The 22,616-nt window shown below is 69.4% G+C and carries 22 protein-coding genes, 4 tRNA genes and 1 pseudogene; 21 read left to right on the plus strand and 6 right to left on the minus strand.

Annotated features, from left to right (window positions below):
• Window positions 1-330: pseudogene (locus J7E97_RS06605) on the minus strand (hypothetical protein); the annotation flags it as partial.
• 263 nt (window positions 331-593) lie between these two features.
• Between J7E97_RS06605 and J7E97_RS06610 the strand changes: the two are divergent.
• Window positions 594-1,355 carry a DUF6585 family protein gene (locus tag J7E97_RS06610; RefSeq protein WP_215023382.1) on the plus strand — a complete coding sequence of 254 codons (762 nt, stop codon included), beginning with the start codon at window positions 594-596 and terminating at the stop codon, window positions 1,353-1,355.
• A 108-nt stretch (window positions 1,356-1,463) separates the two neighbouring features.
• Here the strand turns inward: J7E97_RS06610 and J7E97_RS06615 are convergent, their stop codons facing one another.
• Complete coding sequence (locus J7E97_RS06615; RefSeq protein ID WP_214946900.1) at window positions 1,464-1,952, minus strand: YajQ family cyclic di-GMP-binding protein; 489 nt, start codon at window positions 1,950-1,952, stop codon at window positions 1,464-1,466.
• 198 nt (window positions 1,953-2,150) lie between these two features.
• On the opposite strand from J7E97_RS06615, the gene J7E97_RS06620 reads away from it, so the two are divergent.
• Window positions 2,151-2,232 (plus strand) — tRNA-Tyr (locus J7E97_RS06620).
• A gap of 266 nt (window positions 2,233-2,498) precedes the next feature.
• The gene (locus tag J7E97_RS06625) at window positions 2,499-2,933 is read left to right on the plus strand and encodes a DUF3574 domain-containing protein (RefSeq protein WP_251053977.1); all 435 of its coding nucleotides are present in this window, start codon (window positions 2,499-2,501) and stop codon (window positions 2,931-2,933) included.
• A gap of 108 nt (window positions 2,934-3,041) precedes the next feature.
• Here the strand turns inward: J7E97_RS06625 and J7E97_RS06630 are convergent, their stop codons facing one another.
• Together J7E97_RS06630 and J7E97_RS06635 are read right to left on the minus strand one after the other, a co-directional pair.
• Window positions 3,042-3,698, minus strand: coding sequence for an SDR family oxidoreductase (locus J7E97_RS06630; RefSeq protein ID WP_215023384.1), 657 nt, complete (start codon window positions 3,696-3,698; stop codon window positions 3,042-3,044).
• Window positions 3,699-3,752: 54 nt separating this feature from the next.
• Window positions 3,753-5,159, minus strand: a complete 1,407-nt coding sequence (locus J7E97_RS06635; protein ID WP_251053979.1) for an amidohydrolase family protein — start codon at window positions 5,157-5,159, stop codon at window positions 3,753-3,755.
• 410 nt (window positions 5,160-5,569) lie between these two features.
• Between J7E97_RS06635 and J7E97_RS06640 the strand changes: the two genes are divergently transcribed.
• The 10 genes from J7E97_RS06640 to J7E97_RS06685 all read left to right on the plus strand — a co-directional run bounded on the left by J7E97_RS06640 (window position 5,570) and on the right by J7E97_RS06685 (window position 11,485).
• Window positions 5,570-5,642, plus strand: a tRNA-Thr gene (locus J7E97_RS06640).
• A 48-nt stretch (window positions 5,643-5,690) separates the two neighbouring features.
• Window positions 5,691-5,763 (plus strand) — tRNA-Met (locus J7E97_RS06645).
• Between the two features lie 89 nt (window positions 5,764-5,852).
• Entirely contained in the window at window positions 5,853-6,017 is a 165-nt protein-coding gene (rpmG, locus tag J7E97_RS06650) for a 50S ribosomal protein L33 (RefSeq protein WP_006604855.1), read from the plus strand.
• A gap of 94 nt (window positions 6,018-6,111) precedes the next feature.
• Window positions 6,112-6,654 (plus strand): MaoC family dehydratase N-terminal domain-containing protein, encoded by a 543-nt coding sequence (locus J7E97_RS06655; protein ID WP_251053981.1) that lies wholly within the window; start codon window positions 6,112-6,114, stop codon window positions 6,652-6,654.
• A gap of 1 nt (window position 6,655) precedes the next feature.
• Entirely contained in the window at window positions 6,656-7,084 is a 429-nt protein-coding gene (locus J7E97_RS06660) for a MaoC family dehydratase (RefSeq protein WP_215023385.1), read from the plus strand.
• A gap of 192 nt (window positions 7,085-7,276) precedes the next feature.
• A complete protein-coding gene (locus J7E97_RS06665; protein ID WP_215023386.1) occupies window positions 7,277-7,831 on the plus strand; it encodes a TetR/AcrR family transcriptional regulator in 555 nt (184 codons plus the stop codon).
• A 156-nt stretch (window positions 7,832-7,987) separates the two neighbouring features.
• Entirely contained in the window at window positions 7,988-9,430 is a 1,443-nt protein-coding gene (locus tag J7E97_RS06670; protein ID WP_215023387.1) for a DHA2 family efflux MFS transporter permease subunit, read from the plus strand.
• Between the two features lie 72 nt (window positions 9,431-9,502).
• Window positions 9,503-9,913, plus strand: coding sequence for a DUF3291 domain-containing protein (locus tag J7E97_RS06675; RefSeq protein WP_215023388.1), 411 nt, complete (start codon window positions 9,503-9,505; stop codon window positions 9,911-9,913).
• Between the two features lie 82 nt (window positions 9,914-9,995).
• Window positions 9,996-11,051, plus strand: a complete 1,056-nt coding sequence (locus J7E97_RS06680) for a UDP-N-acetylmuramate dehydrogenase (protein WP_215023390.1) — start codon at window positions 9,996-9,998, stop codon at window positions 11,049-11,051.
• Window positions 11,052-11,068: 17 nt separating this feature from the next.
• Window positions 11,069-11,485 carry a hypothetical protein gene (locus J7E97_RS06685; RefSeq protein WP_215023392.1) on the plus strand — a complete coding sequence of 139 codons (417 nt, stop codon included), beginning with the start codon at window positions 11,069-11,071 and terminating at the stop codon, window positions 11,483-11,485.
• Here the strand turns inward: J7E97_RS06685 and J7E97_RS06690 are convergent.
• The gene (locus J7E97_RS06690; RefSeq protein WP_215023394.1) at window positions 11,475-12,494 is read right to left on the minus strand and encodes an adenosine deaminase; all 1,020 of its coding nucleotides are present in this window, start codon (window positions 12,492-12,494) and stop codon (window positions 11,475-11,477) included. The two genes, J7E97_RS06685 and J7E97_RS06690, sit on opposite strands and share 11 nt — an antisense overlap.
• A 164-nt stretch (window positions 12,495-12,658) precedes the next feature.
• Window positions 12,659-13,885: a pyridoxal phosphate-dependent aminotransferase gene (locus J7E97_RS06695; protein WP_215023395.1), complete on the minus strand. Its 1,227-nt coding sequence runs from the start codon at window positions 13,883-13,885 to the stop codon at window positions 12,659-12,661.
• Between the two features lie 202 nt (window positions 13,886-14,087).
• Between J7E97_RS06695 and J7E97_RS06700 the strand changes: the two genes are divergently transcribed.
• From J7E97_RS06700 to rpoB, 8 genes are all read left to right on the plus strand, one after another.
• Window positions 14,088-14,160, plus strand: a tRNA-Trp gene (locus J7E97_RS06700).
• Between the two features lie 95 nt (window positions 14,161-14,255).
• Window positions 14,256-14,546 carry a preprotein translocase subunit SecE gene (gene secE / locus J7E97_RS06705; protein ID WP_215023396.1) on the plus strand — a complete coding sequence of 97 codons (291 nt, stop codon included), beginning with the start codon at window positions 14,256-14,258 and terminating at the stop codon, window positions 14,544-14,546.
• A gap of 84 nt (window positions 14,547-14,630) precedes the next feature.
• The gene (gene nusG / locus J7E97_RS06710) at window positions 14,631-15,590 is read left to right on the plus strand and encodes a transcription termination/antitermination protein NusG (RefSeq protein WP_215023397.1); all 960 of its coding nucleotides are present in this window, start codon (window positions 14,631-14,633) and stop codon (window positions 15,588-15,590) included.
• A gap of 171 nt (window positions 15,591-15,761) precedes the next feature.
• Complete coding sequence (rplK, locus tag J7E97_RS06715; RefSeq protein ID WP_053682632.1) at window positions 15,762-16,196, plus strand: 50S ribosomal protein L11; 435 nt, start codon at window positions 15,762-15,764, stop codon at window positions 16,194-16,196.
• 87 nt (window positions 16,197-16,283) lie between these two features.
• Window positions 16,284-17,012 (plus strand): 50S ribosomal protein L1, encoded by a 729-nt coding sequence (gene rplA / locus J7E97_RS06720; protein ID WP_215023399.1) that lies wholly within the window; start codon window positions 16,284-16,286, stop codon window positions 17,010-17,012.
• 443 nt (window positions 17,013-17,455) lie between these two features.
• On the plus strand, window positions 17,456-17,986 hold the full coding sequence (gene rplJ / locus J7E97_RS06725; protein ID WP_215023401.1) for a 50S ribosomal protein L10: 531 nt from the start codon (window positions 17,456-17,458) through the stop codon (window positions 17,984-17,986).
• Between the two features lie 110 nt (window positions 17,987-18,096).
• Window positions 18,097-18,480, plus strand: coding sequence for a 50S ribosomal protein L7/L12 (rplL, locus tag J7E97_RS06730; protein ID WP_215023403.1), 384 nt, complete (start codon window positions 18,097-18,099; stop codon window positions 18,478-18,480).
• A 588-nt stretch (window positions 18,481-19,068) separates the two neighbouring features.
• A complete protein-coding gene (gene rpoB / locus J7E97_RS06735) occupies window positions 19,069-22,551 on the plus strand; it encodes a DNA-directed RNA polymerase subunit beta (protein WP_215023405.1) in 3,483 nt (1,160 codons plus the stop codon).
• Window positions 22,552-22,616: the final 65 nt, after the last annotated feature.

Genomic DNA, 22,616 nt, shown 5'->3' on the forward strand with positions numbered 1-22,616 from the left:
CCCGACGAGCGCCCCCGGCGCCAGCCGCAGCCGGTCCGGCATCCGGCGCCAGGCCGCCAGGACGGCGATGGTCCCGGCCCCGAGCGCCACGGCGGTCCAGTCGGCCCGGCCGCCGAGCCCCGCCGCCCCGGCCAGCTTCCCCAGGGTTCCCGCGGGGGCCTGCGCGTCGGCCAGGGCGTAGACCTGACCAGCGATCAGCACCAGTCCGGTCCCGGCGAGTTCGGCCGGTACGCCGGAGGCGACGGCCGCTGCGACGCAGAGCGGTGGCGCGACCAGCGCGACGACGACGGACGCGCCGAAGTCCTCGCGGAACGTGCCGCTCCCAGGCATGCGCGAACCCTTCCGTCACGGCGGCGGTACACAGGCCTCAGGGTGGTGGGCGCGCTCCCGGCCACCCAAGTCCGCATCGGGAGCGCCGCAGGCGCGTACGCCGTTCACGCCCGGCACGTGCCACCCGCGCCCGCCTGGCGAAAACGCGGCCCGGGAGGTGGAGACAGCCCGGCGGTGGCTGGATTCGTATGGCCGGTTAGGCTCCGCCTGCTCGCATCGCACTCGCCCGCGGAGGACACCGCGGGTGTCATGAAAGAGGCACCATGGCGACAGCCGCCGCCCCCTCCGTCCAGGAACAGATACCGGACGACGTCGCTTCCCTCGCGACGGCCCAGGGACTCGGGCTCCACCGCGAGACCTTCCTGCCCAACCGCCTGGGTGCCTGGCGGATGGCCGGGCTGTTCCTGTTCGCGATCCTCGGTCTGGCGTGCTTCGTCCTGCCCGGGCTGATGTTCGTCTGGTTCCTCGCGCGGAGCCCCAACCTCTCCCGCAAGCAGGCGGCGAAGCGCATCCACCTCTTCGAGGAAGGCCTGATCGTCGCCGACGGGACCGGTCCGCTCAGCGCGTTCCGGTGGGACTCGATGACGGTGCTCCAGCAGATCACCGAGCGCTACGCCAACGGCATCCACGTCGGGACCACCTACCTGTACACGCTGCTCGGGCAGGACGGTTCCGCGGTCAAGCTGACCAACTTCTACGCCGACCCGGAACGCTGGGGCGCGGCCATCCAGCACGGGATCACCCGGGCCCAGCTGCCGGGCGTGATCATCGCGCTCGAACAGGGCGCCACCCTCACCTTCGGCGACATCTCGATGACCATGGGCGGGATCGCCACGCCGAGGCGCGGGGGCGCGCACTGGGACGAGATCGAGAAGATCGAGGTCAAGGACGGGACCGTCTTCGTGGCGAAGGCGGGCAAGCTGCTGGCGTGGTCGAACACCCCGGTCGCGAAGATCCCCAACTTCTTCCTGTTCGTCAGCGTCGTCGACCGGCTCCGCGACGGACAGCGGCACCCGGGCAACTGACGGATCCCGCTCCCGGAACGCGACGGGGGCACGGCGCCGAGGTGCTCTCGGCGACGCGCCCCCGTCGACCCCCGTCGTCCCCGCGCGTGCGGGGGCCGGAGGCGCTGATCAGCGGTAGTTGACGAACTGGATCGCGAAGTCCAGGTCCTTGCCCTTGAGGAGGGTCTGGACGGTCTGGAGGTCGTCGCGGCTCTTCGAGCTGACGCGCAGCTCTTCGCCCTGGACCTGGGCCTTGACGGCCTTGGGGCCCTCGTCCCGGATGATCTTGGCGACCTTCTTGGCGTTCTCCTGGGAGATGCCTTCCTCGATCGTGGCGAAGATCTTGTACTCCTTGCCGGACAGCTGCGGCTCACCGGCGTCGAGCGCCTTGAGGGAGATCCCGCGCTTGACCAGCTTGGTCTCGAAGACGTCGAGGACGGCCTTGACGCGCTCCTCGGAGTTCGCCTCCATCAGGATCTTCTCGCCGGACCAGGCGATGGTGGCGCCGGTTCCCTTGAAGTCGTATCGCTGCGAGAGCTCCTTGGCGGCCTGGTTGAGGGCGTTGTCGACCTCCTGCCGCTCGACCTTCGAGACGATGTCGAAACTGGAGTCGGCCATGTGCTGTGGCTCCTTGAAGTCGGCTGTGATGGCCCCTAGGGGCGCGGCCGGACATCCCCGGCCCGCGCTGCAAAGCCTAGCCACCGCGCCCACGTGCGGCGCTGATCAATCCAGTGGCGAAGCACCCCCGGCCATCGGGTATTGTTTACGTCGTTGCCACGGAGCGCCGCCGAAAGGCGGAAAGACGGCAGCGATCATGGCGGTGTGCCCGAGTGGCCAAAGGGAGCAGACTGTAAATCTGCCGGCTCAGCCTACCCAGGTTCGAACCCTGGCGCCGCCACGCGAGTGAGACCCCCGTTCTTTGCGGAAACGCGATGAACGGGGGTTTTCTCGTATGCCGTCACGCACCCCGAACCACTCCCACCGGGCCTGAGCGCACCCTGCCTCGTCCCGGGTGTGCCCGGTGACCACTGCGACGAGGTAGAGGAGCAGCCGCGACTGGTGTCGCCATCGGCCGCGCCGAGGCGACCAGGAGGGCGGCGGCGTGACCCTATCGGCGGGTGGGGCGTGCCGATGCGCGGGTCTTGTCGTTCATCGGGGGTGAAATTGACTTTTGACACGCGCGGAAAAGTCGGCGGCGGCGTGCTCCTCGCCCTGCTCGGCGCCGGGATCCCGGCCTTGGTCGGGGCGGCACTGCACACCGACGTGGGCGAGCCCTACCAGGAGACCCGGCTCTACTTCGGCACCGAGCGGCCGGACGGGCGGCCGGCGGTCGGGGAGCGGGAGTTCATGGGCTTCCTCGACCGGGAGATCACCCCCGCCTTCCCCGAGGGGCTCACCGTCCAGGACGGGCACGGCCAGTGGCGGGGGCGCAACGGCGCGATCGTCCGAGAAGTCTCGTACGAGGTGGTGCTGCTCTACCCCGAGAAGGAGGCCGACGAGCGCGGAATGCGCGTCGAGCGGATCCGTCGGGCGTACGAGGAGCGGTTCCAGCAGGACTCGGTCGGGCGCTCCGACGACCAGGTGACCGCCGAGTTCTGACCGTCCGCCACCGGAGGTCCAGTCCCCCGCCCGGCCCCCCGCCCGGTCCCCCGCCCGGCGCCCTGCCCGGCCCCCTGCCCGGACCCGCCGGGCGGGGCGGGGCGCCGGTCAGTTGCCCGCCACGTCCTTGACCGCCACCGCGACCGGGGTCGAGCCGGAGATCAGCTCCAAGGTGAGGCCCGCGGTCGCGGGGGTCTCGAGCAGTTCGGCGAGCACCGCCGCCACGTCGTCGCGCGGGACCGGTCCGCGGCCCGTCCGCGCCTCCAGCCGGACCAGGCCCGTCCCCGCGTCGTCGATCAGCGAGCCGGGACGCAGGATCGTCCACTCCAGGCCCAGGCGGGTGCGGACGTGGTCGTCCGCCGCGCCCTTGGCGCGGAGGTAGGCGTCGAAGACCTCGTCACCCTCGTGGTGCGTGTCCGCGCCCATCGAAGAGACCATCAGGAAGCGGCGCACACGAGCCCGTTCGGCCGCGTCCGCGAACAGCACCGCCGCGCCCCGGTCCACCGTGTCCTTGCGCCCGACGCCGCTGCCGGGACCGGCGCCTGCCGCGAACACCGCGGCGTCCGCGCCCTGCAGGATGCCCGCCACGTGTTCGACCGAGGCTGATTCCAGGTCGCACAGCACCGGTTCGGCGCCCGCCTCCCTGAGGTCGTCGCCCTGTGCCGGGTCGCGGATGATGCCCGCGACCTCGTACCCGCGCGCGGCGAGCAGGCGCTCCAGCCGCAGCGCGATTTGACCGTGTCCACCCGCGATGACGATGCGCATGTCCCGACCGTACGACGAGCCGGGCGACCGCGCCCGCGAACGCACGGCGAACGTTCAGGGACCGGGCTCCATACGGCCCTGCCGGGGCAGGTCCAGGGCCACGGCGACGGCGGAGTCGCAGTACTCCCGCACGGCACTCGTCCGGGCTACCACCCGCCCGCGGTGGATCACGATCCGGCTGTACGCGAGGGACAGCACGCTCGCGATCCGGTCCCCCCGCACGGCGAGCAGCTCGGCCGGGAAACCGGCCTCCACCCGGACCTCCGGCAGCGCCATCGCCTCGCGGGCGGCGGTACTGACCGAGTGGTAGGCCTCGGTGGCGCGCAGTCCGCCCTGGGAGGCGAGGAGGTACGCGGCTTCGAGCGGGTCGCCGCGGCCGACAGGGTTGCCGGCGTCGCGCAGGGCCCCGCTGCCGGCCGAGACGCGGACCCCGGCGCCGCGCAGCAGCCGTACGGGGGCGGTGCGCAGGCCGCGGCGTTCGAGGGCCGCGCAGTCGCCCTGGGGGAGACAGGTGACCCGCACGCCGGCGGCCGCCAGCTGGTCGGCGGCCCGGCTCGCCACGTCCAGCGGGAGCCGGGCCAGGCCCCCGCAGGGGCCGATGGAGACGCCGGGCCGCAGCCCGCCGGCCATGGCCGCGAGCCGTGACAGGCGGCCGGGGTCGTCCCCGTCGGTGTGCAGGTCCACGGGGCAGCCGTGCTCGGCGGCGAGCTCCAGTACGGCTTCGAGGAAGCCCGTCGGGTCGGGGTCGAGGTCGGGGCAGCCGCCGATGACGGAGGCGCCCATCTTCACGGCGTCCCGGAGCATGGCGAGCCCGTCGGCCCCGGCCACGCCGGTCAGCAGCCGGGGCACGGCCACGGCGGTGAGGTCGGTGAGCCCGCGCAGGGAGCGGCGGGCCTGGAGTACGGCCTCCAGGGGGCCGAGGCCGTGCACGTCCCCGATGCGCACGTGGGACCGCACGGCCGTGGCGCCGTGACCGAGCTGGAGCAGGGCGGCCTCGGTGGCGCGGCGCTGGACCTCGTCGGGGGCGTAGGAGACGGGTCCCTCGCTGTCGGCGGTCAGCGCGGTGTCCCCGTGGGCGTGGGGCTCGGCGGGGGCGGGGAGCAGGAGGTAGCCGGTGAGGTCGACGCGGGAGACCGCCTGGGCGGGGAGGCTGCCGGCCGTGCCGACGGCCTGGATCCGGCCGCCGCCGAGGTGGACGTCGACGGTGCGGCCGTCGGTGAGGCGGGCACCGGCGAGGAGGAGGGCGGTGGACGGGGACTCGGCCGACGCGGCCGCCGTGGCAGCGGTGGACCGGGGGGCGCCGGGGACCTCCGGGACCTCGCGGGCGTTTCGGGGGCCGGTGGCGCCGTCCCTGCCGGTGGCGCCGTTGCCGTCCCCGCCGGCGCCGCCGGGGGTGCTCCCGTCGCCGGCCGGGCGGTTGCGCGGGGAGTGGGACGGCTGCTGTGGCTGGCTGTCGGACATCGCACTCCTGCGGTGGCTCGGGCGGTTCTCCTGGGCCGTGGCCGCGGCCCGCGGCCCAAGATCACGCAGCGTGCTCAGAGCCTAGGGGGCGGGGGCGCCCGCTTCAGGGAAGAGAGAAATAGTCGTACCGGTGCGTCTGGGTGGAGCGGTGCCCGGACCGCCGCCCGGCGGTCGGTCGGCTGGGCGGTCGCCTGGGCGGTCGGCCGAGCGGCAGCGATCGTGGTCACGCAGCGTCGCAAGTCCACGGATCGATGTGTGACCTCGGGCACCTTTTGGGGCAAAAAGCCTCCGGAGAGGCTCCGGAGGCGCGTTTCGGAATGATCGAAAAACTCGAGAGACGGTGCTCCGAGGCCAGGCCCCGCAAAGGATTTGGGCGATCGGTGGACGACCGTGTAATGTCTTCCTCGCTCGCCCCAATAGCTCAGTCGGTAGAGCGTCTCCATGGTAAGGAGAAGGTCTGCGGTTCGATTCCGCATTGGGGCTCTGGTGAGAGAGGTTCCCCACCTTCGGGTGGGGGGCGGATCTCATCAAAGCGGCGTAGCTCAGTCGGTAGAGCAAGCGGCTCATAATCGCTGTGTCACCGGTTCAAGTCCGGTCGCCGCTACACACAGTAGCCGATTGCGGGGTCGGTCTCCCGATCGGCTACTCTTTTATGCGTTCATCCGTCCCTAATTTCCGTCTAGGAGCACTCACGTGGCTGCCACCGACGTCCGCCCGAAGATCACGCTGGCCTGCGTGGAGTGCAAGGAGCGGAACTACATCACCAAGAAGAACCGGCGTAACGACCCGGACCGTCTTGAGATGAAGAAGCACTGCCCGCGTTGCAACTCGCACACCGCGCACCGCGAGACCCGCTGACCCCAGCGAAGTCTCGAATAACAGGCACAGTCACGAGGTCGTCCCCTTCATTTGGGGGGCGGCCTCGTGTCGTTTCACTAGGAGGTAGTGGGTCATGGCGCTCGACCAGTCCTTCGTCGGGCGGAGCTACCCGCCCACCGATCCGTACGAGGTCGGCCGGGAGAAGATCCGCGAATTCGCGGTGGCGGTGGGTGACGAGAATCCCGTCTACACCGACCCCGATGCGGCCAAGGCGTTCGGGCACCCGGACGTGATCGCCCCGCCCACCTTCGTGTTCGCCATCACTTTCGCGGCGGCCGGCCTCGTCATCGAGGACCCCGCGCTGGGCCTGGACTACAGCCGCGTCGTGCACGGCGACCAGAAGTTCGCGTACACGCGGCCCGTGCGGGCCGGTGACCGGCTGACGGTGACCTCGACCATCGAGTCGGTGAAGTCCCTCGCGGGCAACGACGTCATCGACATCCGCGGCGAGGTGCACGAAGAGAGCGGCGAGCACGTGGTGACGGCCTGGACGAAGCTCGTCTCCCGGGCCCCCGACCCGGCCGAGCCCGCCGGGTCCGCCACGGCGGCGGCCGAGCCGTCCGCCGCCGGTAAGGCTTCCGATGCCGCACCCGCTTCCGTCACCGAGGAGGTCTGAGATGGCCGCGAAGGTCCAGTACGACGACGTCGAGGTCGGCACCGAGCTGCCGGCGGCGTCCTTCCCCGTGACCCGGGCGGCGCTCGTCCGGTACGCGGGCGCGTCGGGTGACTTCAACCCGATCCACTGGAACGAGAAGTTCGCCGTCGAGGTCGGGCTGCCGGACGTGATCGCGCACGGCATGTTCACCATGGCCGAGGCGATCCGCGTGGTCACCGACTGGGTGGGCGACCCGGGCGCCGTCGTCGAGTACGGGGTGCGGTTCACGAAGCCGGTCGTCGTCCCGAACGACGGACAGGGCGCGCTGATCGAGGTCACGGCGAAGGTCGCGGCCAAGCTGGACGACAACCGCGTACGGGTCGACCTGACGGCGAAGAGCGCCGGACAGAAGGTGCTGGGGATGTCGCGCGCGGTGGTCGCCCTCGCGTAGTTCCGGCTGTTCTGTCGGTTCTGTCGGTGCGCCGGTCCGCCACGGGGGCGGGGAGGGGCGGGCTGCCCCGTCCCGCCCCTCGGGCGGTCCGGGGCCCCCTTCCCGGCCCTCCGGAAAGGGCCTCGGCAACCGTTTTTCACCGACTCGCCCACCGGGGTTGCGAAGTTAGTGATTGGCCACTAACTTCAAAGCATGGCGAGGATGAGTGCGGACGAGCGGCGCGAGAGCGTCATCCGGGCGGCGATGAGCGAGTTCGCCAAGGGCGGGTACTACGGGACGTCCACCGAGGCGATCGCGAAGCGGGTCGGGGTCTCGCAGCCCTACCTCTTCCGGCTCTTCCCGAACAAGCAGGCCATCTTCCTCGCCGCCGCCGCCCGCTGCATGGAGGACATCCGGCTGGTCTTCGAGGAGGCCGGCAAGGGCTACGAGGGTCATGAGGCCGTCGAGGTCATGGGCGCCGCGTACATGAAGCTGATCGCCGAGCAGCCGGACAAGCTGCAGATGCAGCTCCAGACGTACGTGACGGTCGCCGCGGCGGAAGCCGCCGGGGAGCCGGCCTTCGGGGAGATGGTGCGGGCGGCCTGGATGAAGCTGTGGGACACCGTCCACCTGCCCCTGGGGGCGGACATCAATGAGACGACCACGTTCCTGGCCTACGGGATGCTGATCAACACCCTGTCCGCCATGGGCTTCCCGCCCGGACATCGGGTCTGGGACGGCTGCTACCCCGGGGTCCGGCCCCAGTAGCCCCTCCCCTCGGCTCCATCAGTCCCACCAGTTCCCTCGGTTCCGCCAGTTCCATCAGTTCCATCAGTTCCATGGTCCGCCGTCCGTGCGTACGGCCCGGTGGTGCGGAGTTCTGCCCAGTGAAGTTAGTGAGCAATAACTAGTTTTGGGGGATTCATGCAAGACACCAAGCTCCGGGGGCCCGCGATATGGGCCCTCGTCATCACCGGGGCCGCCGGTTTCATGGCAGCACTGGACAACCTCGTCGTCACCACCGCGCTCCCCTCCATCCGCGAGGACCTGGGCGGGAAGCTGGAGGACCTGGAGTGGACGGTGAACGCGTACACGCTCACCTTCGCCGTCCTCCTCATGTTCGGCGCGGCCCTCGGTGACCGGTTCGGGCGCCGGCGCCTCTTCATCGCCGGCCTCGTCGTCTTCACCGGCGCGTCCGCCGCAGCCGCCCTCTCGCCCGGCATCAACGAGCTCATCGCCGCCCGGGCCGTCCAGGGCGTCGGCGCGGCGATCATGATGCCGCTCTCGCTCACCCTGCTGACCGTCGCCGTCCCGGCCGCCCGCCGCGGCATGGCCCTCGGCATCTACGGAGCCCTCAGCGGGCTCGCAGTCGCCAGCGGACCGCTCATCGGCGGCAGCCTGACCGAGCACATCTCCTGGCAGTGGATCTTCTGGCTGAACGTCCCGATCGGGCTCGCGCTCGTCCCGCTCGCCCGGCTGCGCCTCGCCGAGTCCACCGCACCCAAGGCCAAGCTCGACGTCCCGGGAACGCTCCTGATCAGCGGCGGGCTCTTCGGAATCGTCTACGGCCTGGTCAATGCCAACGCGGACGGCTGGACCAGCGCCCCCGTACTCACCGCCCTGCTGGTCGGGGCCGCAATGGTCGTCGCCTTCGTCTTCCACGGGTTCCGCAGCGCCGACCCCGTGCTGCCCATGCGGCTCTTCCGTGACCGGGGCTTCTTCGGCATCAACATGGCCAGCCTGCTGATGTTCGTCGGGATGTTCGGCTCGATCTTCCTGCTGAGCCAGTTCCTCCAGGGCGTCCTCGGCTACTCGCCCACCGAAGCCGGGTTGCGCATGCTCCCCTGGACCGGCATGCCCATGATCGCCGCGCCGATCTCCGGCATCCTCTCCGACCGCATCGGCAGCCGCCCCGTCGTCGCCGCCGGGCTGGCGCTCCAGGCCGTCGGCCTCGGCTGGTTCGCCGCCATCGTGAGCACCGACCTGTCCTACGCCGCCCAGCTCCCGCCACTGATCATCAGCGGGCTCGGCATGGGTCTGTTCTTCGCTCCCGCCTCCAACGCGCTCATGTCCACCGTCGCCCCCGCCGACCAGGGCAAGGCCGCCGGAGCCAACAGCGCGCTGCGCGAGGTCGGCGGAGCCCTCGGCGTCGCCGTCCTGGCCTCGGTCTTCTCCGCCCGGGGCGGCTACGAGAGCGGCCAGTCCTTCGCCGACGGCACCGTCCCCGCCCTGTGGATCGGCGCCGCGGTCGTCGCCGTGGCCGCCGCGATGGCCCTGCTGCTGCCCTCCCGCTCGCGGGAGAAGCAGGGCCAGGCCGTGGCCGGGAGCGGTGCTCCCGCTGTCGAGAAGGTGCCCGCGGGGCGCTGAGCAGGGAGAACCGCAGCAGCCGCACCGCGCGAAGGTCCGTACGAATCGAAGCATCGTGAAGGAGAGCCCGCCGTGCCCGACATCCCCTGGTTCACGCCCACCCAGGCCGCCCCCGACGCCGAGGTCTACGTCATGGCCTCCCGGTTCGAGACCGCGACCCTGACCGGAGCCCTCCGGTTCTTCCTGAAGTCGCCCGGCATCATCCGCCAGACGCGCAAGGCCCCCGGAGCGCACGGGGTCGCCCTGCGGGCCCGGGTCTTCAGCCGGACCTTCCTGACGCTGTCCGCCTGGGAGGACCGCGACGCGCTGTACCGGTTCGCCCGCAGCGAGCCGCACCGGTCCGGTGCGCGGGCCGCCGCCCGGTACATGAAGGAGTCCACCTTCACCTTCTGGACCGTGCCGGCGGCCGGGCTGCCCATCGGCTGGGCGGAGGCGGAGCGGCGCCTCGGCGAAGAGCGGCAGAAGGAGGAACCGGGCCGCTGACCGCTCACCGGGAGCGACTGCTGCGGGACCGCGGTCCGTGGCCCCGCAGGGTTGGGGGGACGCGGACCGTACTCTTGTCCACGTGCAGGAAATCGACGACGCCCCCCTCGCCCCGCTGACCACCTTCCGGCTCGGCGGCCCCGCCGCCCGGCTGGTCACCGCGACCACCGACGCCGAGGTCGTCGCCGCCGTGCGCGCCGCGGACGGGACCCGCACTCCGCTCCTGGTCATCGGCGGCGGCAGCAACCTGGTCATCGGCGACCGGGGCTTCGACGGCACCGCCCTGCGCATCGCGACCACCGGGTTCACGCTCGACGGGACGCGCCTGGAGCTGGCCGCCGGCGAGAACTGGAGCGAGGCCGTCGCCCGGACCGTCGAAGCGGGACTGGCGGGCGTCGAATGCCTGGCCGGGATCCCCGGGTCCGCGGGCGCGACCCCGATCCAGAACGTCGGGGCGTACGGCCAGGAGGTCTGCGACACGATCACCGAGGTCGTCGCCTACGACCGGACGCGCGGCGAGACCGTCACGCTGTCGGCCGCCGAATGCGCGTTCTCCTACCGCGACAGCCTGTTCAAGCACCAGCCGGAGCGGTACGTCGTCCTGCGCGTCCGCTTCGACCTGGAGGACGCGGGCGGACTGTCCGCGCCGGTCAAGTACCCCGAGACCGCCCGCGCCCTCGGCGTCGAGGCCGGCGACCGGGTGCCGGCGGCGCAGGTGCGCGAGACCGTCCTGCGGCTGCGCGCCGGCAAGGGCATGGTCCTGGACCCCGCCGACCACGACACGTGGTCCGCGGGCTCGTTCTTCCACAACCCGGTCCTCGGCGACGAGGCCTACGCCGCCTTCCTCGCCCGCGCGCAGGACCGGCTCGGCCCCGACGCCGCCCCGCCCGCGTACCCGGCGGGCGAAGGCCGTACGAAGACCAGCGCGGCCTGGCTGATCGACAAGGCCGGCTTCGCCAAGGGCTACGGCGAGGGCCCCGCCCGCATCTCCACCAAGCACACCCTCGCCCTCACCAACCGGGGCGGGGCCACCACCGAAGACCTCCTCGCCCTGGCCCGCGAGGTCGTCGCGGGCGTCCACGCGGCCTTCGGCGTCACCCTCGTCAACGAGCCGGTGACGGTCGGCGTCAGCATCTGAGGAGTCCCGGCCCGCCCATGCTCTGTCCCCTGCACGGGGCCGGTACGGACCCCACCCGGCTGGTGGGACGCACGCTCAGAAGAGTCGTCGCGTCCTGGCACATCAGCGACGGCGAACGCTCCGAGGCACCCCTCGACGTCTGGCTCTTCGACAGCGCCGGCGAATCCACCCGGATCACCACCGGGTCCGACGCCTGCCTCATCGTGGAAACCGCCGCACCGCACGAGCCGTACGACATGGGGGAGTGGGGCCGCATCGAGGTCGGCGAGGACCTCGGCGACCACCCCTTCCTGCGCCACCTCGGCGAGACCGTCGAATCCGTGGCCGAATACGCGCTGCCCGCGCAGGGCCGTACCCATCTGGAGATCGGCTTCCCGGACGGCGCGCGGGTGCGGGCCGACTGCTACGAGGGCGATCTGCGCCTCACGAAGTGAGCCAGTGATCGATCCCGGCCAGCAGCTTCTCCTGTACGTCGGCGGGCGCGGCGCTGCCGCGCACCGACTGGCGCGCCAGCTCGGCGAGCTCCTCGTCCGTGAAGGCGTGGTGCTCACGGGCGATCTCGTACTGGGCCGCGAGCCGGGAGCCGAACAGCAGCGGGTCGTCCGCGCCGAGGGCCATCGGGACCCCGGCCTCGAAGAGGGTGCGCAGCGGGACGTCCTCGGGGCGTTCGTAGACCCCGAGGGCGACGTTGGACGCCGGGCAGACCTCGCAGGTGATCTGCCGGTCGGCGAGCCGCTTGAGCAGGTGCGGATCCTCGGCGGCCCGTACGCCGTGCCCGATGCGGGAGGCGTGCAGGTCGTCGAGGCAGTCGCGGATGGAGGACGGGCCGGCGAGCTCGCCGCCGTGCGGGGCGGCGAGGAGGCCGCCCTCGCGGGCGATGGCGAAGGCCCGGTCGAAGTCGCGGGCCATGCCGCGGCGCTCGTCGTTGGAGAGGCCGAAGCCGACGATGCCGCGCTCCGCGTACCGGACGGCGAGCCGGGCGAGGGTGCGTGCGTCGAGGGGGTGCTTCATGCGGTTCGCGGCGATGACGACGCGCATGCCGAGGCCCGTCTCGCGGGAGGCGGCGTCGACGGCGTCGAGGATGATCTCGACGGCCGGGATCATCCCGCCGAGGAGGGGGGCGTACGAGGTGGGATCCACCTGGATCTCCAGCCAGCCGCTGCCGTCCCGCACGTCTTCCTCGGCGGCCTCGCGGACCAGCCGGCGGATGTCGTCGGGCTCGCGGAGGCAGGCGCGGGCGGCGTCGTAGAGCCGCTGGAAGCGGAACCAGCCGCGCTCGTCGGTGGCGCGGAGCTTGGGCGGCTCACCGGCGGTGAGGGCGTCGGGAAGGCGCACGCCGTACTTGTCGGCGAGCTCCAGGAGGGTCGATGGGCGCATCGAACCGGTGAAGTGCAGGTGGAGATGGGCTTTCGGCAGAAGCGAAAGATCGCGTACGTGCTCCATCACCCGATCTTGCCGTACCGCTGTGCTCGGCGGGAGGGGAATTTACCGATCGGGGGCTTGCGCGAACGCGTGAGCGGGCCGGGCGCGGCGGGCCCCCGTCCCGCAAACGCCCGAGCGGCGGCTCCCCGAAGGGGGACCGCCGCTCGGACCGGACCGCGGGCCGCTCAGGCCTTGGCCTCCGCCAGGAGCTTCTGGATGCGGGAGACGCCCTCGACCAGGTCCTCGTCGCCCAGGGCGTAGGAGAGGCGCAGGTATCCGGGGGTGCCGAAGGCCTCGCCGGGGACGACCGCGACCTCGGCCTCGTCCAGGATCAGGGCCGCGAGCTCGACGGAGGTCTGCGGGCGCTTGCCGCGGATCTCCTTGCCGAGCACGTCCTTGACCGCGGGGTAGACGTAGAACGCGCCCTCGGGGGTCGGGCAGAAGACGCCGTCGATCTCGTTCAGCATCCGCACGATGGTCTGGCGGCGGCGGTCGAAGGCCGTGCGCATCTCGTGGACGGCGTCCAGGTTGCCGGAGACGGCGGCCAGCGCCGCGACCTGGGCCACGTTGGAGACGTTGGAGGTGGCGTGCGACTGGAGGTTGGTCGCCGCCTTGACCACGTCCTTCGGGCCGACGATCCAGCCCACGCGCCAGCCGGTCATCGCGTACGTCTTGGCGACGCCGTTGACGATGATGCACTTGTCGGCGAGCTCGGGGACGATCGCCGGGAGCGAGACGAACTTCGCGTCGCCGTAGACCAGGTGCTCGTAGATCTCGTCGGTCAGGACCCACAGGCCGTGCTCGACGGCCCAGCGGCCGATCGCCTCGGCGTCGGCCTCGGAGTAGACGGCGCCCGTCGGGTTGGACGGGGAGACGAAGAGGACGACCTTCGTGCGCTCGGTGCGGGCCGCTTCGAGCTGCTCGACGGAGACCCGGTAACCGGTGGTCTCGTCGGCGACGACCTCGACCGGGACACCGCCGGCGAGACGGATCGACTCGGGGTACGTGGTCCAGTAGGGGGCGGGGACGATGACCTCGTCACCCGGGTCCAGGATGGCCGCGAACGCCTCGTAGATCGCCTGCTTGCCGCCGTTGGTCACCAGGACCTGCGAAGCGTCGACCTCGTAGCCGGAGTCGCGCAGCGTCTTCGCGGCGATGGCGGCCTTCAGCTCGGGCAGGCCGCCGGCCGGCGTGTAGCGGTGGTACTTCGGGTTGCGGCATGCCTCGACGGCGGCGTCGACGATGTAATCCGGGGTCGGGAAGTCGGGCTCGCCCGCTCCGAAACCGATCACCGGACGGCCGGCGGCCTTGAGGGCCTTGGCCTTGGCGTCGACGGCGAGGGTCGCGGACTCGGAGATGGCGCCGATACGGGCGGAGACGCGGCGCTCGGCGGAAGGCGTTTCAGAGGTCATGCGGCCAATCGTCCCAGACGGCCGAGAACTGCCGCACGCCGTTTCAGTTACCGGACGCGGAGGGCTCCGTGAGGCTCGGAACGGTGCTGTTCGACGTCAGGGCCCGGACCACGTACACTCAACCGTCGTTGGCCCTCGCCGACCGCTGCAGAGCGTGAGCACTCCGTGCACTCGTCTGGATGCGGTAGGTTGGGGAACGCAAAGGGTCGTAGCTCAATTGGTAGAGCACTGGTCTCCAAAACCAGCGGTTGGGGGTTCGAGTCCCTCCGGCCCTGCTCCACACTCCTTCCGGATGTGTGCGCAGGTACGTACTTCGATGCAACGCCGTGCGGCGCAACCGGGCGCGGCAACGGCCACGACCCGGATTCAGGTGAGAGACGTGACGGACGCCCTGGGCTCCATCGACATGCCTGACGCCGAAGATGACACTCGCGAGAAGAAGGCCCGCAAGGGCGGCAAGCGCGGCAAGAAGGGCCCCCTGGGCCGGCTCGCGCTGTTCTACCGCCAGATCGTCGCGGAGCTCCGCAAGGTTGTTTGGCCCACTCGCAACCAGCTGACGACGTACACCTCCGTAGTGATCGTCTTCGTCGTCATCATGATCGGTCTGGTGACCGTGATTGACTATGGGTTCCAGGAAGCCATCAAGTTCGTCTTCGGCTGATCCCCGCGGAGGGCGGCGCCTTGATGGGTGCCGCCCGTTTTCGCATGTTCGACCACCTTTTGTATCCAGGAAGAAGCAGCCACCGTGTCTGACCCGAACCTGAACGCGAGCCCCGACTCCGTCGAGTCCGTCGAGGACGCGCTCGACATCGTCGAGGCGGCGGACGCTGTGGACCCCGACGAGGCCGAGCTCGCCGACGCCGAGGCGGGTGTCGCCGCCGAAGAGGCCGCGCTGCACGTCGAGTCCGCCGCGGGCGAGGATGCAGACGACGCCGAGGTCGCTGACGACGCCGAGGCCGAAGAGGCCGCTGGCGACGCCGCGCCCGAAGAGGCCGCTGAGGACGAGGCCGAAGAGGCCTCCGACGAGGACGACGCGGTCGAGGCCGAGGCCGATGTGGAGGCCGAGGAGGCCGCCGAGGCCGAGCCCGTCGACCCCGTCCAGGCCCTGCGCGACGAGCTGCGCCTCCTGCCCGGCGAGTGGTACGTCATCCACACGTACGCCGGCTACGAGAAGCGCGTGAAGGCGAACCTCGAGCAGCGCGCCGTCTCGCTCAACGTCGAGGACTTCATCTACCAGGCCGAGGTGCCCGAGGAAGAGATCGTCCAGATCAAGAACGGCGAGCGCAAGAACGTCCGGCAGAACAAGCTGCCCGGTTACGTTCTCGTCCGCATGGATCTGACGAACGAGTCCTGGGGCGTCGTCCGCAACACGCCTGGCGTCACCGGCTTCGTGGGCAACGCGTACGACCCGTACCCGCTGACCCTGGACGAGATCGTCAAGATGCTCGCTCCCGAGGCGCAGGAGAAGGCCGCCAAGCTCGCGGCGGAAGAGGCCGGCCTGCCCGCGCCCTCCGTCCGGCGCACCATCGAGGTCCTGGACTTCGAGGTCGGCGACTCGGTCACCGTCACCGACGGCCCGTTCGCGACGCTGCAGGCGACCATCAACGAGATCAACCCGGACTCGAAGAAGGTCAAGGGTCTCGTCGAGATCTTCGGCCGCGAGACCCCGGTCGAGCTCAGCTTCGACCAGATCCAGAAGAACTGATCCACGGTCTTCTGACTCACGCTTCCGGACAGGTCGGATTGCCCGCTCGCGGGTGGTCTGACCTGCTCGGTTTTCAGCCCCGTGCCGATACCCGTTATCGTGGTGCGGTATGCCTCCATCCGGATGACCGGATTGGCGGCGAAAAACTCTCACTAGGACCCGGAGAGAGCAATGCCTCCCAAGAAGAAGAAGATCACGGGGCTTATCAAGCTCCAGATCAAGGCCGGTGCGGCCAACCCGGCTCCGCCGGTCGGCCCCGCGCTCGGTCAGCACGGCGTCAACATCATGGAGTTCTGCAAGGCCTACAACGCCGCGACCGAGTCGCAGCGTGGCATGGTCGTGCCGGTGGAGATCACGGTCTACGACGACCGTTCCTTCACCTTCATCACCAAGACTCCGCCGGCCGCGCGTCTCATCCTGAAGAGCGCGGGCGTGGAGAAGGGCTCCGGCGAGCCGCACAAGACCAAGGTCGCGAAGCTCACGCGTGACCAGGTCCGCGAGATCGCCACGCTCAAGATGCCTGACCTGAACGCCAACGACATCGACGCGGCCGAGAAGATCATCGCCGGCACCGCGCGTTCGATGGGCATCACGGTCGAAGGCTGATTCAGCCACCCCCAGCACCACAGTGGTAGGACCAAGCGCTGGTCCGCACCACGACTCCACGCCTGAAGTCACTACACAGGAGCAGAAGTGAAGCGCAGCAAGACTCTCCGCGCTGCGGACGCCAAGATCGACCGGGACAAGCTCTACGCCCCGCTCGAGGCCGTCCGTCTCGCCAAGGAGACCTCCGCCACCAAGTTCGACAGCACCGTCGAGGTCGCCTTCCGCCTGGGTGTAGACCCGCGCAAGGCCGACCAGATGGTCCGCGGCACCGTGAACCTCCCGCACGGCACCGGCAAGACCGCCCGGGTCCTGGTCTTCGCGACCGGTGACCGTGCTGCGGCCGCGGTAGCCGCCGGCGCCGACATCGTCGGCGACGACGAGCTCATCAACGAGATCGCCAAGGGCAATCGCCTGAACGAGTTCGACGCCGTTGTGGCCACCCCGGACCTCATGGGCAAGGTCGGCCGCCTCGGCCGCGTGCTCGGTCCCCGTGGCCTCATGCCGAACCCGAAGACCGGCACCGTCACGATGGACGTCGCGAAGGCTGTCACCGAGATCAAGGGTGGCAAGATCGAGTTCCGCGTCGACAAGCACTCGAACCTGCACTTCATCATCGGCAAGGTCTCCTTCACCGATGAGCAGCTGGTCGAGAACTACGGCGCGGCCCTGGACGAGATCCTTCGTCTGAAGCCGTCCGCCGCGAAGGGCCGCTACATCAGGAAGGCCGCCCTCAGCACCACGATGGGCCCCGGCATCATCCTGGACCAGAACCGCACCCGGAACCTCCTCGTCGAGGAAGACCCGGCTGCTGTCTGATCGGGCTTGAGCCCACGGCTCTGAGCCCCTGGCTCACCGATTGACCGAACGGGCCCCTCGCCTCCCTTCACCGGGCGGCGGGGGGCCCGTTCGCGTACGCCCGCGGGCGTTCTCGGGAGCGTACGAGGGCCTCGCGGCCGCCCGGTGCCGGGAAGGGGGCCGGGGCCGCTCCGCGGGGCTCCAGAGGCCGCCGGGTGACCGATTTGCTCTGCACGGCACCGTTCGCGTACTCTTCCGGAGAAGCCAAAGACCGCTGGTCGTTGCCGTGCCCGCAAGGGTTCGGTGGCCGAAGGATCCGCAGACTGCGGACGTCCTGCGCAGGTGATCAAGGAAAGTTCCCGGAACCCGTTCTGGTTGAGCTACGCCCTGGCGCCTGCGCCGGGGCGTTTCGTATTTTGCCCCTTCTGAGCGGTCCTCATCACCCGGAAGGAGGCCGACGCACTATGCCGACGCCCAACAAGGCTGCCGCGGTAGCCGAGCTCACGGACCAGTTCCGCGACTCGAACGCCGCCGTGCTGACCGAGTACCGGGGTCTCACCGTCGCGCAGCTCAAGACGCTGCGTCGTTCTCTCGGTGAGAACGCCCAGTACGCCGTGGTGAAGAACACGCTGACCAAGATTGCGGCCAACCAGGCCGGGATCACCGCACTGGACGAGCACTTCGCTGGTCCCACCGCGGTCGCCTTCATCACCGGTGACCCGGTGGAGTCGGCGAAGAGCCTGCGTGACTTCGCCAAGGAAAACCCGAACCTCATCATCAAGGCGGGTGTCCTTGATGGTAAGGCGCTCACCGCGGATGAGATCAAGAAGCTTGCGGACCTCGAGTCCCGCGAGGTTCTGCTCAGCAAGCTGGCCGGCGCGTTCAAGGGCAAGCAGTCTCAGGCTGCCTCGCTCTTCCAGGCGCTGCCGTCGAAGTTCGTCCGCACTGCGGAAGCGCTTCGCGTCAAGCTCGCCGAGCAGGGCGGTGCCGAGTAATTCGGCTCGCGCACTGATCCGCGCCGCCTAGTGCGCGGGTCAAAGCGGGCCGTTACGCCCGCCTCTATATACATCCGGCACCTGCCGATTTAGTGGAAGGATCGCCCATCATGGCGAAGCTCTCTCAGGACGACCTCCTCGCCCAGTTCGAGGAGATGACCCTCATCGAGCTCTCCGAGTTCGTGAAGGCGTTCGAGGACAAGTTCGACGTCACCGCCGCCGCGGCCGTCGCTGTTGCCGGTCCCGCCGGTGGCGGCGCCGCCCCCGAGGCCGTCGAGGAGCAGGACGAGTTCGACGTCATCCTCACCGGTGCCGGCGACAAGAAGATCCAGGTCATCAAGGTCGTGCGCGAGCTCACCTCCCTGGGCCTCAAGGAGGCCAAGGACCTCGTGGACGGCGCTCCGAAGCCGGTCCTCGAGAAGGTCGCCAAGGAGGCCGCTGACAAGGCTGCCGAGTCCCTCAAGGCTGCCGGCGCGGCTGTCGAGGTCAAGTAACACCTCTGGGGTCCTCCAGGGCCCCAACCAAGGGCGATCACCCGTAAGGGTGGTCGCCCTTTGGCGTACCCGGAGTGCCTGATTTGCCCCTGTCTCGTTGGGGAGTAGGGTGATCTTCGTTGCTCCGCGGCAGGGTCCTTGGGTGATCCGCACGGAGCAGGGGGCCTTGACGAACGGCACGCGGCGCGCAATTCTCAGAGCCGTCGCGAGATGGGCCGGTTCGATCCGAGATCCGAGGCATGGATCGGGCCCACATCGGGCATGGATCGACTACGAAGAGGGCAGTACTGTTACGCGCTCTGTGTGCGAGAGCCGAACCGTTGGACGCAGTTGAAACGACATGGGGAAGGCCTGTTGCCGGTTTCCGGAAACCTGGTCTGGACATCAGTGAGCCAAGTGGCTACACTGACCCTTTGCGCTGCCTGTTAGCTGCCCCCTGCCCGTCGCCAGGGGCATGCCCACGCATGAGCACACTTGATTGAACGGCCCTGAGCTGGTCCTTTTTGACCAGATGGGGGGCGCTTGTCTTCTGTGTCAGCTGGGACCGGTACGCGCGTAGTGAGTCCGAGCCCTCGGAAGGACCCCCTCTTGGCCGCCTCGCGCAACGCCTCGACCAATACGAACAACGGTGCCAGCACCGCCCCGCTGCGCATCTCCTTTGCAAAGATCAAGGAGCCCCTCGAGGTTCCGAACCTCCTGGCGCTGCAGACCGAGAGCTTTGACTGGCTGCTCGGCAACGCCGCCTGGAAGTCTCGCGTCGAGTCGGCGCTTGAGAGCGGACAGGACGTTCCCACCAAGTCCGGTCTGGAAGAGATCTTCGAGGAGATCTCGCCGATCGAGGACTTCTCCGGGTCGATGTCGCTGACGTTCCGCGACCACCGTTTCGAGCCGGCGAAGAACTCGGTCGACGAGTGCAAGGACCGCGACTTCACGTTCGCGGCACCGCTTTTCGTCACCGCCGAGTTCACGAACAACGAGACCGGAGAGATCAAGTCTCAGACGGTCTTCATGGGCGATTTCCCGCTCATGACCAACAAGGGCACCTTCGTCATCAACGGCACCGAGCGTGTCGTCGTGTCGCAGCTTGTCCGTTCCCCCGGTGTCTACTTCGACTCCTCCATCGACAAGACGTCCGACAAGGACATCTTCGCGGCCAAGATCATCCCTTCCCGGGGTGCCTGGCTCGAGATGGAGATCGACAAGCGCGACATGGTCGGTGTCCGCATCGACCGCAAGCGCAAGCAGTCCGTCACCGTTCTCCTGAAGGCTCTCGGCTGGACCACCGAGCAGATCCTCGAGGAGTTCGGCGAGTACGAGTCCATGCGCGCCACCCTGGAGAAGGACCACACCCAGGGCCAGGACGACGCGCTGCTCGACATCTACCGCAAGCTGCGTCCCGGCGAACCGCCGACCCGCGAGGCTGCTCAGACGCTGCTCGAGAACCTCTACTTCAACCCGAAGCGCTACGACCTCGCGAAGGTCGGCCGCTACAAGGTGAACAAGAAGCTCGGCGCGGATGAGCCGCTGGACGCCGGTGTGCTCACCACCGACGACATCACCGCGACCATCAAGTACCTCGTCAAGCTCCACGCGGGCGAGACCGAGACCACCGGTGAGTCGGGCCGTTCGATCGTCGTCGAGACCGACGACATCGACCACTTCGGCAACCGTCGTCTGCGCAACGTCGGCGAGCTCATCCAGAACCAGGTCCGTACGGGTCTGGCTCGTATGGAGCGCGTCGTCCGCGAGCGGATGACGACCCAGGACGTCGAGGCGATCACGCCGCAGACCCTGATCAACATCCGGCCGGTCGTCGCCTCCATCAAGGAGTTCTTCGGCACCAGCCAGCTGTCGCAGTTCATGGACCAGAACAACCCGCTGTCGGGTCTCACCCACAAGCGACGCCTGTCGGCGCTCGGCCCGGGTGGTCTGTCCCGTGAGCGGGCCGGCTTCGAGGTCCGAGACGTCCACCCGTCGCACTACGGCCGCATGTGCCCGATCGAGACCCCTGAAGGCCCGAACATCGGTCTGATCGGCTCGCTCGCGTCCTACGGCCGCGTCAACGCGTTCGGTTTCGTCGAGACCCCGTACCGCAAGGTCATCGAGGGTGTCGTCACCGACGAGGTCGACTACCTGACGGCCGACGAGGAAGACCGCTTCGTCATCGCCCAGGCCAACGCAGGCCTGAGCGACGAGATGCGCTTCACCGAGAACCGCGTGCTGGTTCGCCGTCGTGGTGGCGAGATCGACTACATCGCCGGCGACGACGTCGACTACATGGACGTCTCCCCGCGCCAGATGGTGTCCGTCGCGACCGCGATGATCCCCTTCCTCGAGCACGACGACGCCAACCGCGCCCTCATGGGCGCGAACATGATGCGCCAGGCCGTTCCGCTCATCAAGGCGGAGGCGCCGCTCGTCGGCACCGGCATGGAGTACCGCTGTGCGGTCGACGCCGGTGACTCGATCAAGGCGGAGAAGGACGGTGTCGTCCAGGAGGTCTCGGCCGACTACATCACCGTCGCCAACGACGACGGCACGTACACCACGTACCGCGTCGCCAAGTTCTCCCGCTCGAACCAGGGCACCTCGGTCAACCAGAAGGTCATCGTCAACGAGGGTGACCGCATCATCGAGGCGCAGGTCCTCGCCGACGGTCCTGCGACCGAAGAGGGCGAAATGGCCCTCGGCAAGAACCTGCTCGTCGCGTTCATGCCCTGGGAAGGTCACAACTACGAGGACGCGATCATCCTGTCGCAGCGCCTCGTGCAGGACGACGTCCTCTCCTCGATCCACATCGAGGAACACGAGGTCGACGCCCGTGACACCAAGCTGGGCCCCGAGGAGATCACCCGGGACATCCCGAACGTCTCCGAGGAGGTCCTCGCGGACCTCGACGAGCGCGGCATCATCCGCATCGGTGCGGACGTCGTCGCCGGCGACATCCTGGTCGGCAAGGTCACGCCCAAGGGCGAGACCGAGCTGACCCCGGAGGAGCGCCTGCTCCGCGCGATCTTCGGTGAGAAGGCCCGCGAGGTGCGTGACACCTCGCTCAAGGTCCCTCACGGTGAGATCGGCAAGGTCATCGGTGTCCGCGTCTTCGACCGCGAGGAGGGCGACGAGCTTCCTCCGGGCGTGAATCAGCTGGTCCGCGTCTACGTCGCCCAGAAGCGCAAGATCACCGACGGTGACAAGCTCGCCGGCCGCCACGGCAACAAGGGTGTCATCTCCAAGATTCTTCCGATCGAGGACATGCCCTTCCTTGAGGACGGCACGCCGGTCGACATCATCCTCAACCCGCTGGGTGTCCCGTCCCGAATGAACCCGGGACAGGTCCTGGAGATCCACCTCGGCTGGCTCGCCAGCCGCGGCTGGGACGTCTCCGGCGTGGCCGAGGAGTGGGCCGAGCGGCTGAAGGTCATCGGCGCCGACCGCGTCGAGCCCGGCACCAACGTCGCCACCCCGGTGTTCGACGGTGCCCGCGAGGACGAACTCGCCGGCCTGTTCGAGCACACCATCCCGAACCGTGACGGGGACCGTCTGGTCCTCCCGACCGGTAAGGCGCACCTGTACGACGGCCGCTCCGGCGAGCCGTTCCCGGAGCCGGTCTCGATCGGCTACATGTACATCCTCAAGCTCCACCACCTGGTCGACGACAAGCTCCACGCTCGGTCGACCGGGCCGTACTCGATGATCACGCAGCAGCCGCTGGGTGGTAAGGCGCAGTTCGGTGGCCAGCGCTTCGGTGAGATGGAGGTGTGGGCGCTCGAGGCTTATGGCGCCGCTTACGCCCTCCAGGAGCTGCTGACCATCAAGTCCGATGACGTCACCGGTCGCGTGAAGGTCTACGAGGCCATCGTCAAGGGCGAGAACATCCCCGAGCCGGGCATTCCCGAGTCCTTCAAGGTGCTCATCAAGGAAATGCAGTCGCTCTGCCTCAACGTGGAGGTGCTGTCCTCGGACGGCATGTCCATCGAGATGCGCGACACCGACGAGGACGTCTTCCGCGCGGCGGAGGAGCTCGGTATCGACCTGTCCCGGCGTGAGCCGAGCAGCGTCGAAGAGGTCTGACGGGCCTGACGGGGGGCTCGCTCAAGAGCCCCCCGTCATCCCCGGGACCGTTCAGACCATGATTG

Origin of the sequence: Streptomyces sp. ISL-66, from assembly GCF_018614135.1 — a bacterium.
Lineage (GTDB): Bacteria > Actinomycetota > Actinomycetes > Streptomycetales > Streptomycetaceae > Streptomyces.

Bases quoted from the DNA above. Each gene is read 5' to 3' on its own strand.
- J7E97_RS06660 (WP_215023385.1), top strand. From the start codon at position 6,656: ATGGCCGCGAAGGTCCAGTACGACGACGTCGAGGTCGGCACCGAGCTG.
- rplJ (WP_215023401.1), top strand. From the start codon at position 17,456: ATGCCGACGCCCAACAAGGCTGCCGCGGTAGCCGAGCTCACGGACCAG.
- J7E97_RS06690 (WP_215023394.1), bottom strand. From the start codon at position 12,494: ATGGAGCACGTACGCGATCTTTCGCTTCTGCCGAAAGCCCATCTCCAC.
- J7E97_RS06695 (WP_215023395.1), bottom strand. From the start codon at position 13,885: ATGACCTCTGAAACGCCTTCCGCCGAGCGCCGCGTCTCCGCCCGTATC.
- J7E97_RS06630 (WP_215023384.1), bottom strand. From the start codon at position 3,698: ATGCGCATCGTCATCGCGGGTGGACACGGTCAAATCGCGCTGCGGCTG.
- J7E97_RS06610 (WP_215023382.1), top strand. From the start codon at position 594: ATGGCGACAGCCGCCGCCCCCTCCGTCCAGGAACAGATACCGGACGAC.
- J7E97_RS06655 (WP_251053981.1), top strand. From the start codon at position 6,112: ATGGCGCTCGACCAGTCCTTCGTCGGGCGGAGCTACCCGCCCACCGAT.
- rplK (WP_053682632.1), top strand. From the start codon at position 15,762: ATGCCTCCCAAGAAGAAGAAGATCACGGGGCTTATCAAGCTCCAGATC.
- J7E97_RS06635 (WP_251053979.1), bottom strand. From the start codon at position 5,159: ATGTCCGACAGCCAGCCACAGCAGCCGTCCCACTCCCCGCGCAACCGC.
- J7E97_RS06685 (WP_215023392.1), top strand. From the start codon at position 11,069: ATGCTCTGTCCCCTGCACGGGGCCGGTACGGACCCCACCCGGCTGGTG.
- J7E97_RS06670 (WP_215023387.1), top strand. From the start codon at position 7,988: ATGCAAGACACCAAGCTCCGGGGGCCCGCGATATGGGCCCTCGTCATC.
- rplL (WP_215023403.1), top strand. From the start codon at position 18,097: ATGGCGAAGCTCTCTCAGGACGACCTCCTCGCCCAGTTCGAGGAGATG.
- J7E97_RS06665 (WP_215023386.1), top strand. From the start codon at position 7,277: ATGGCGAGGATGAGTGCGGACGAGCGGCGCGAGAGCGTCATCCGGGCG.
- J7E97_RS06615 (WP_214946900.1), bottom strand. From the start codon at position 1,952: ATGGCCGACTCCAGTTTCGACATCGTCTCGAAGGTCGAGCGGCAGGAG.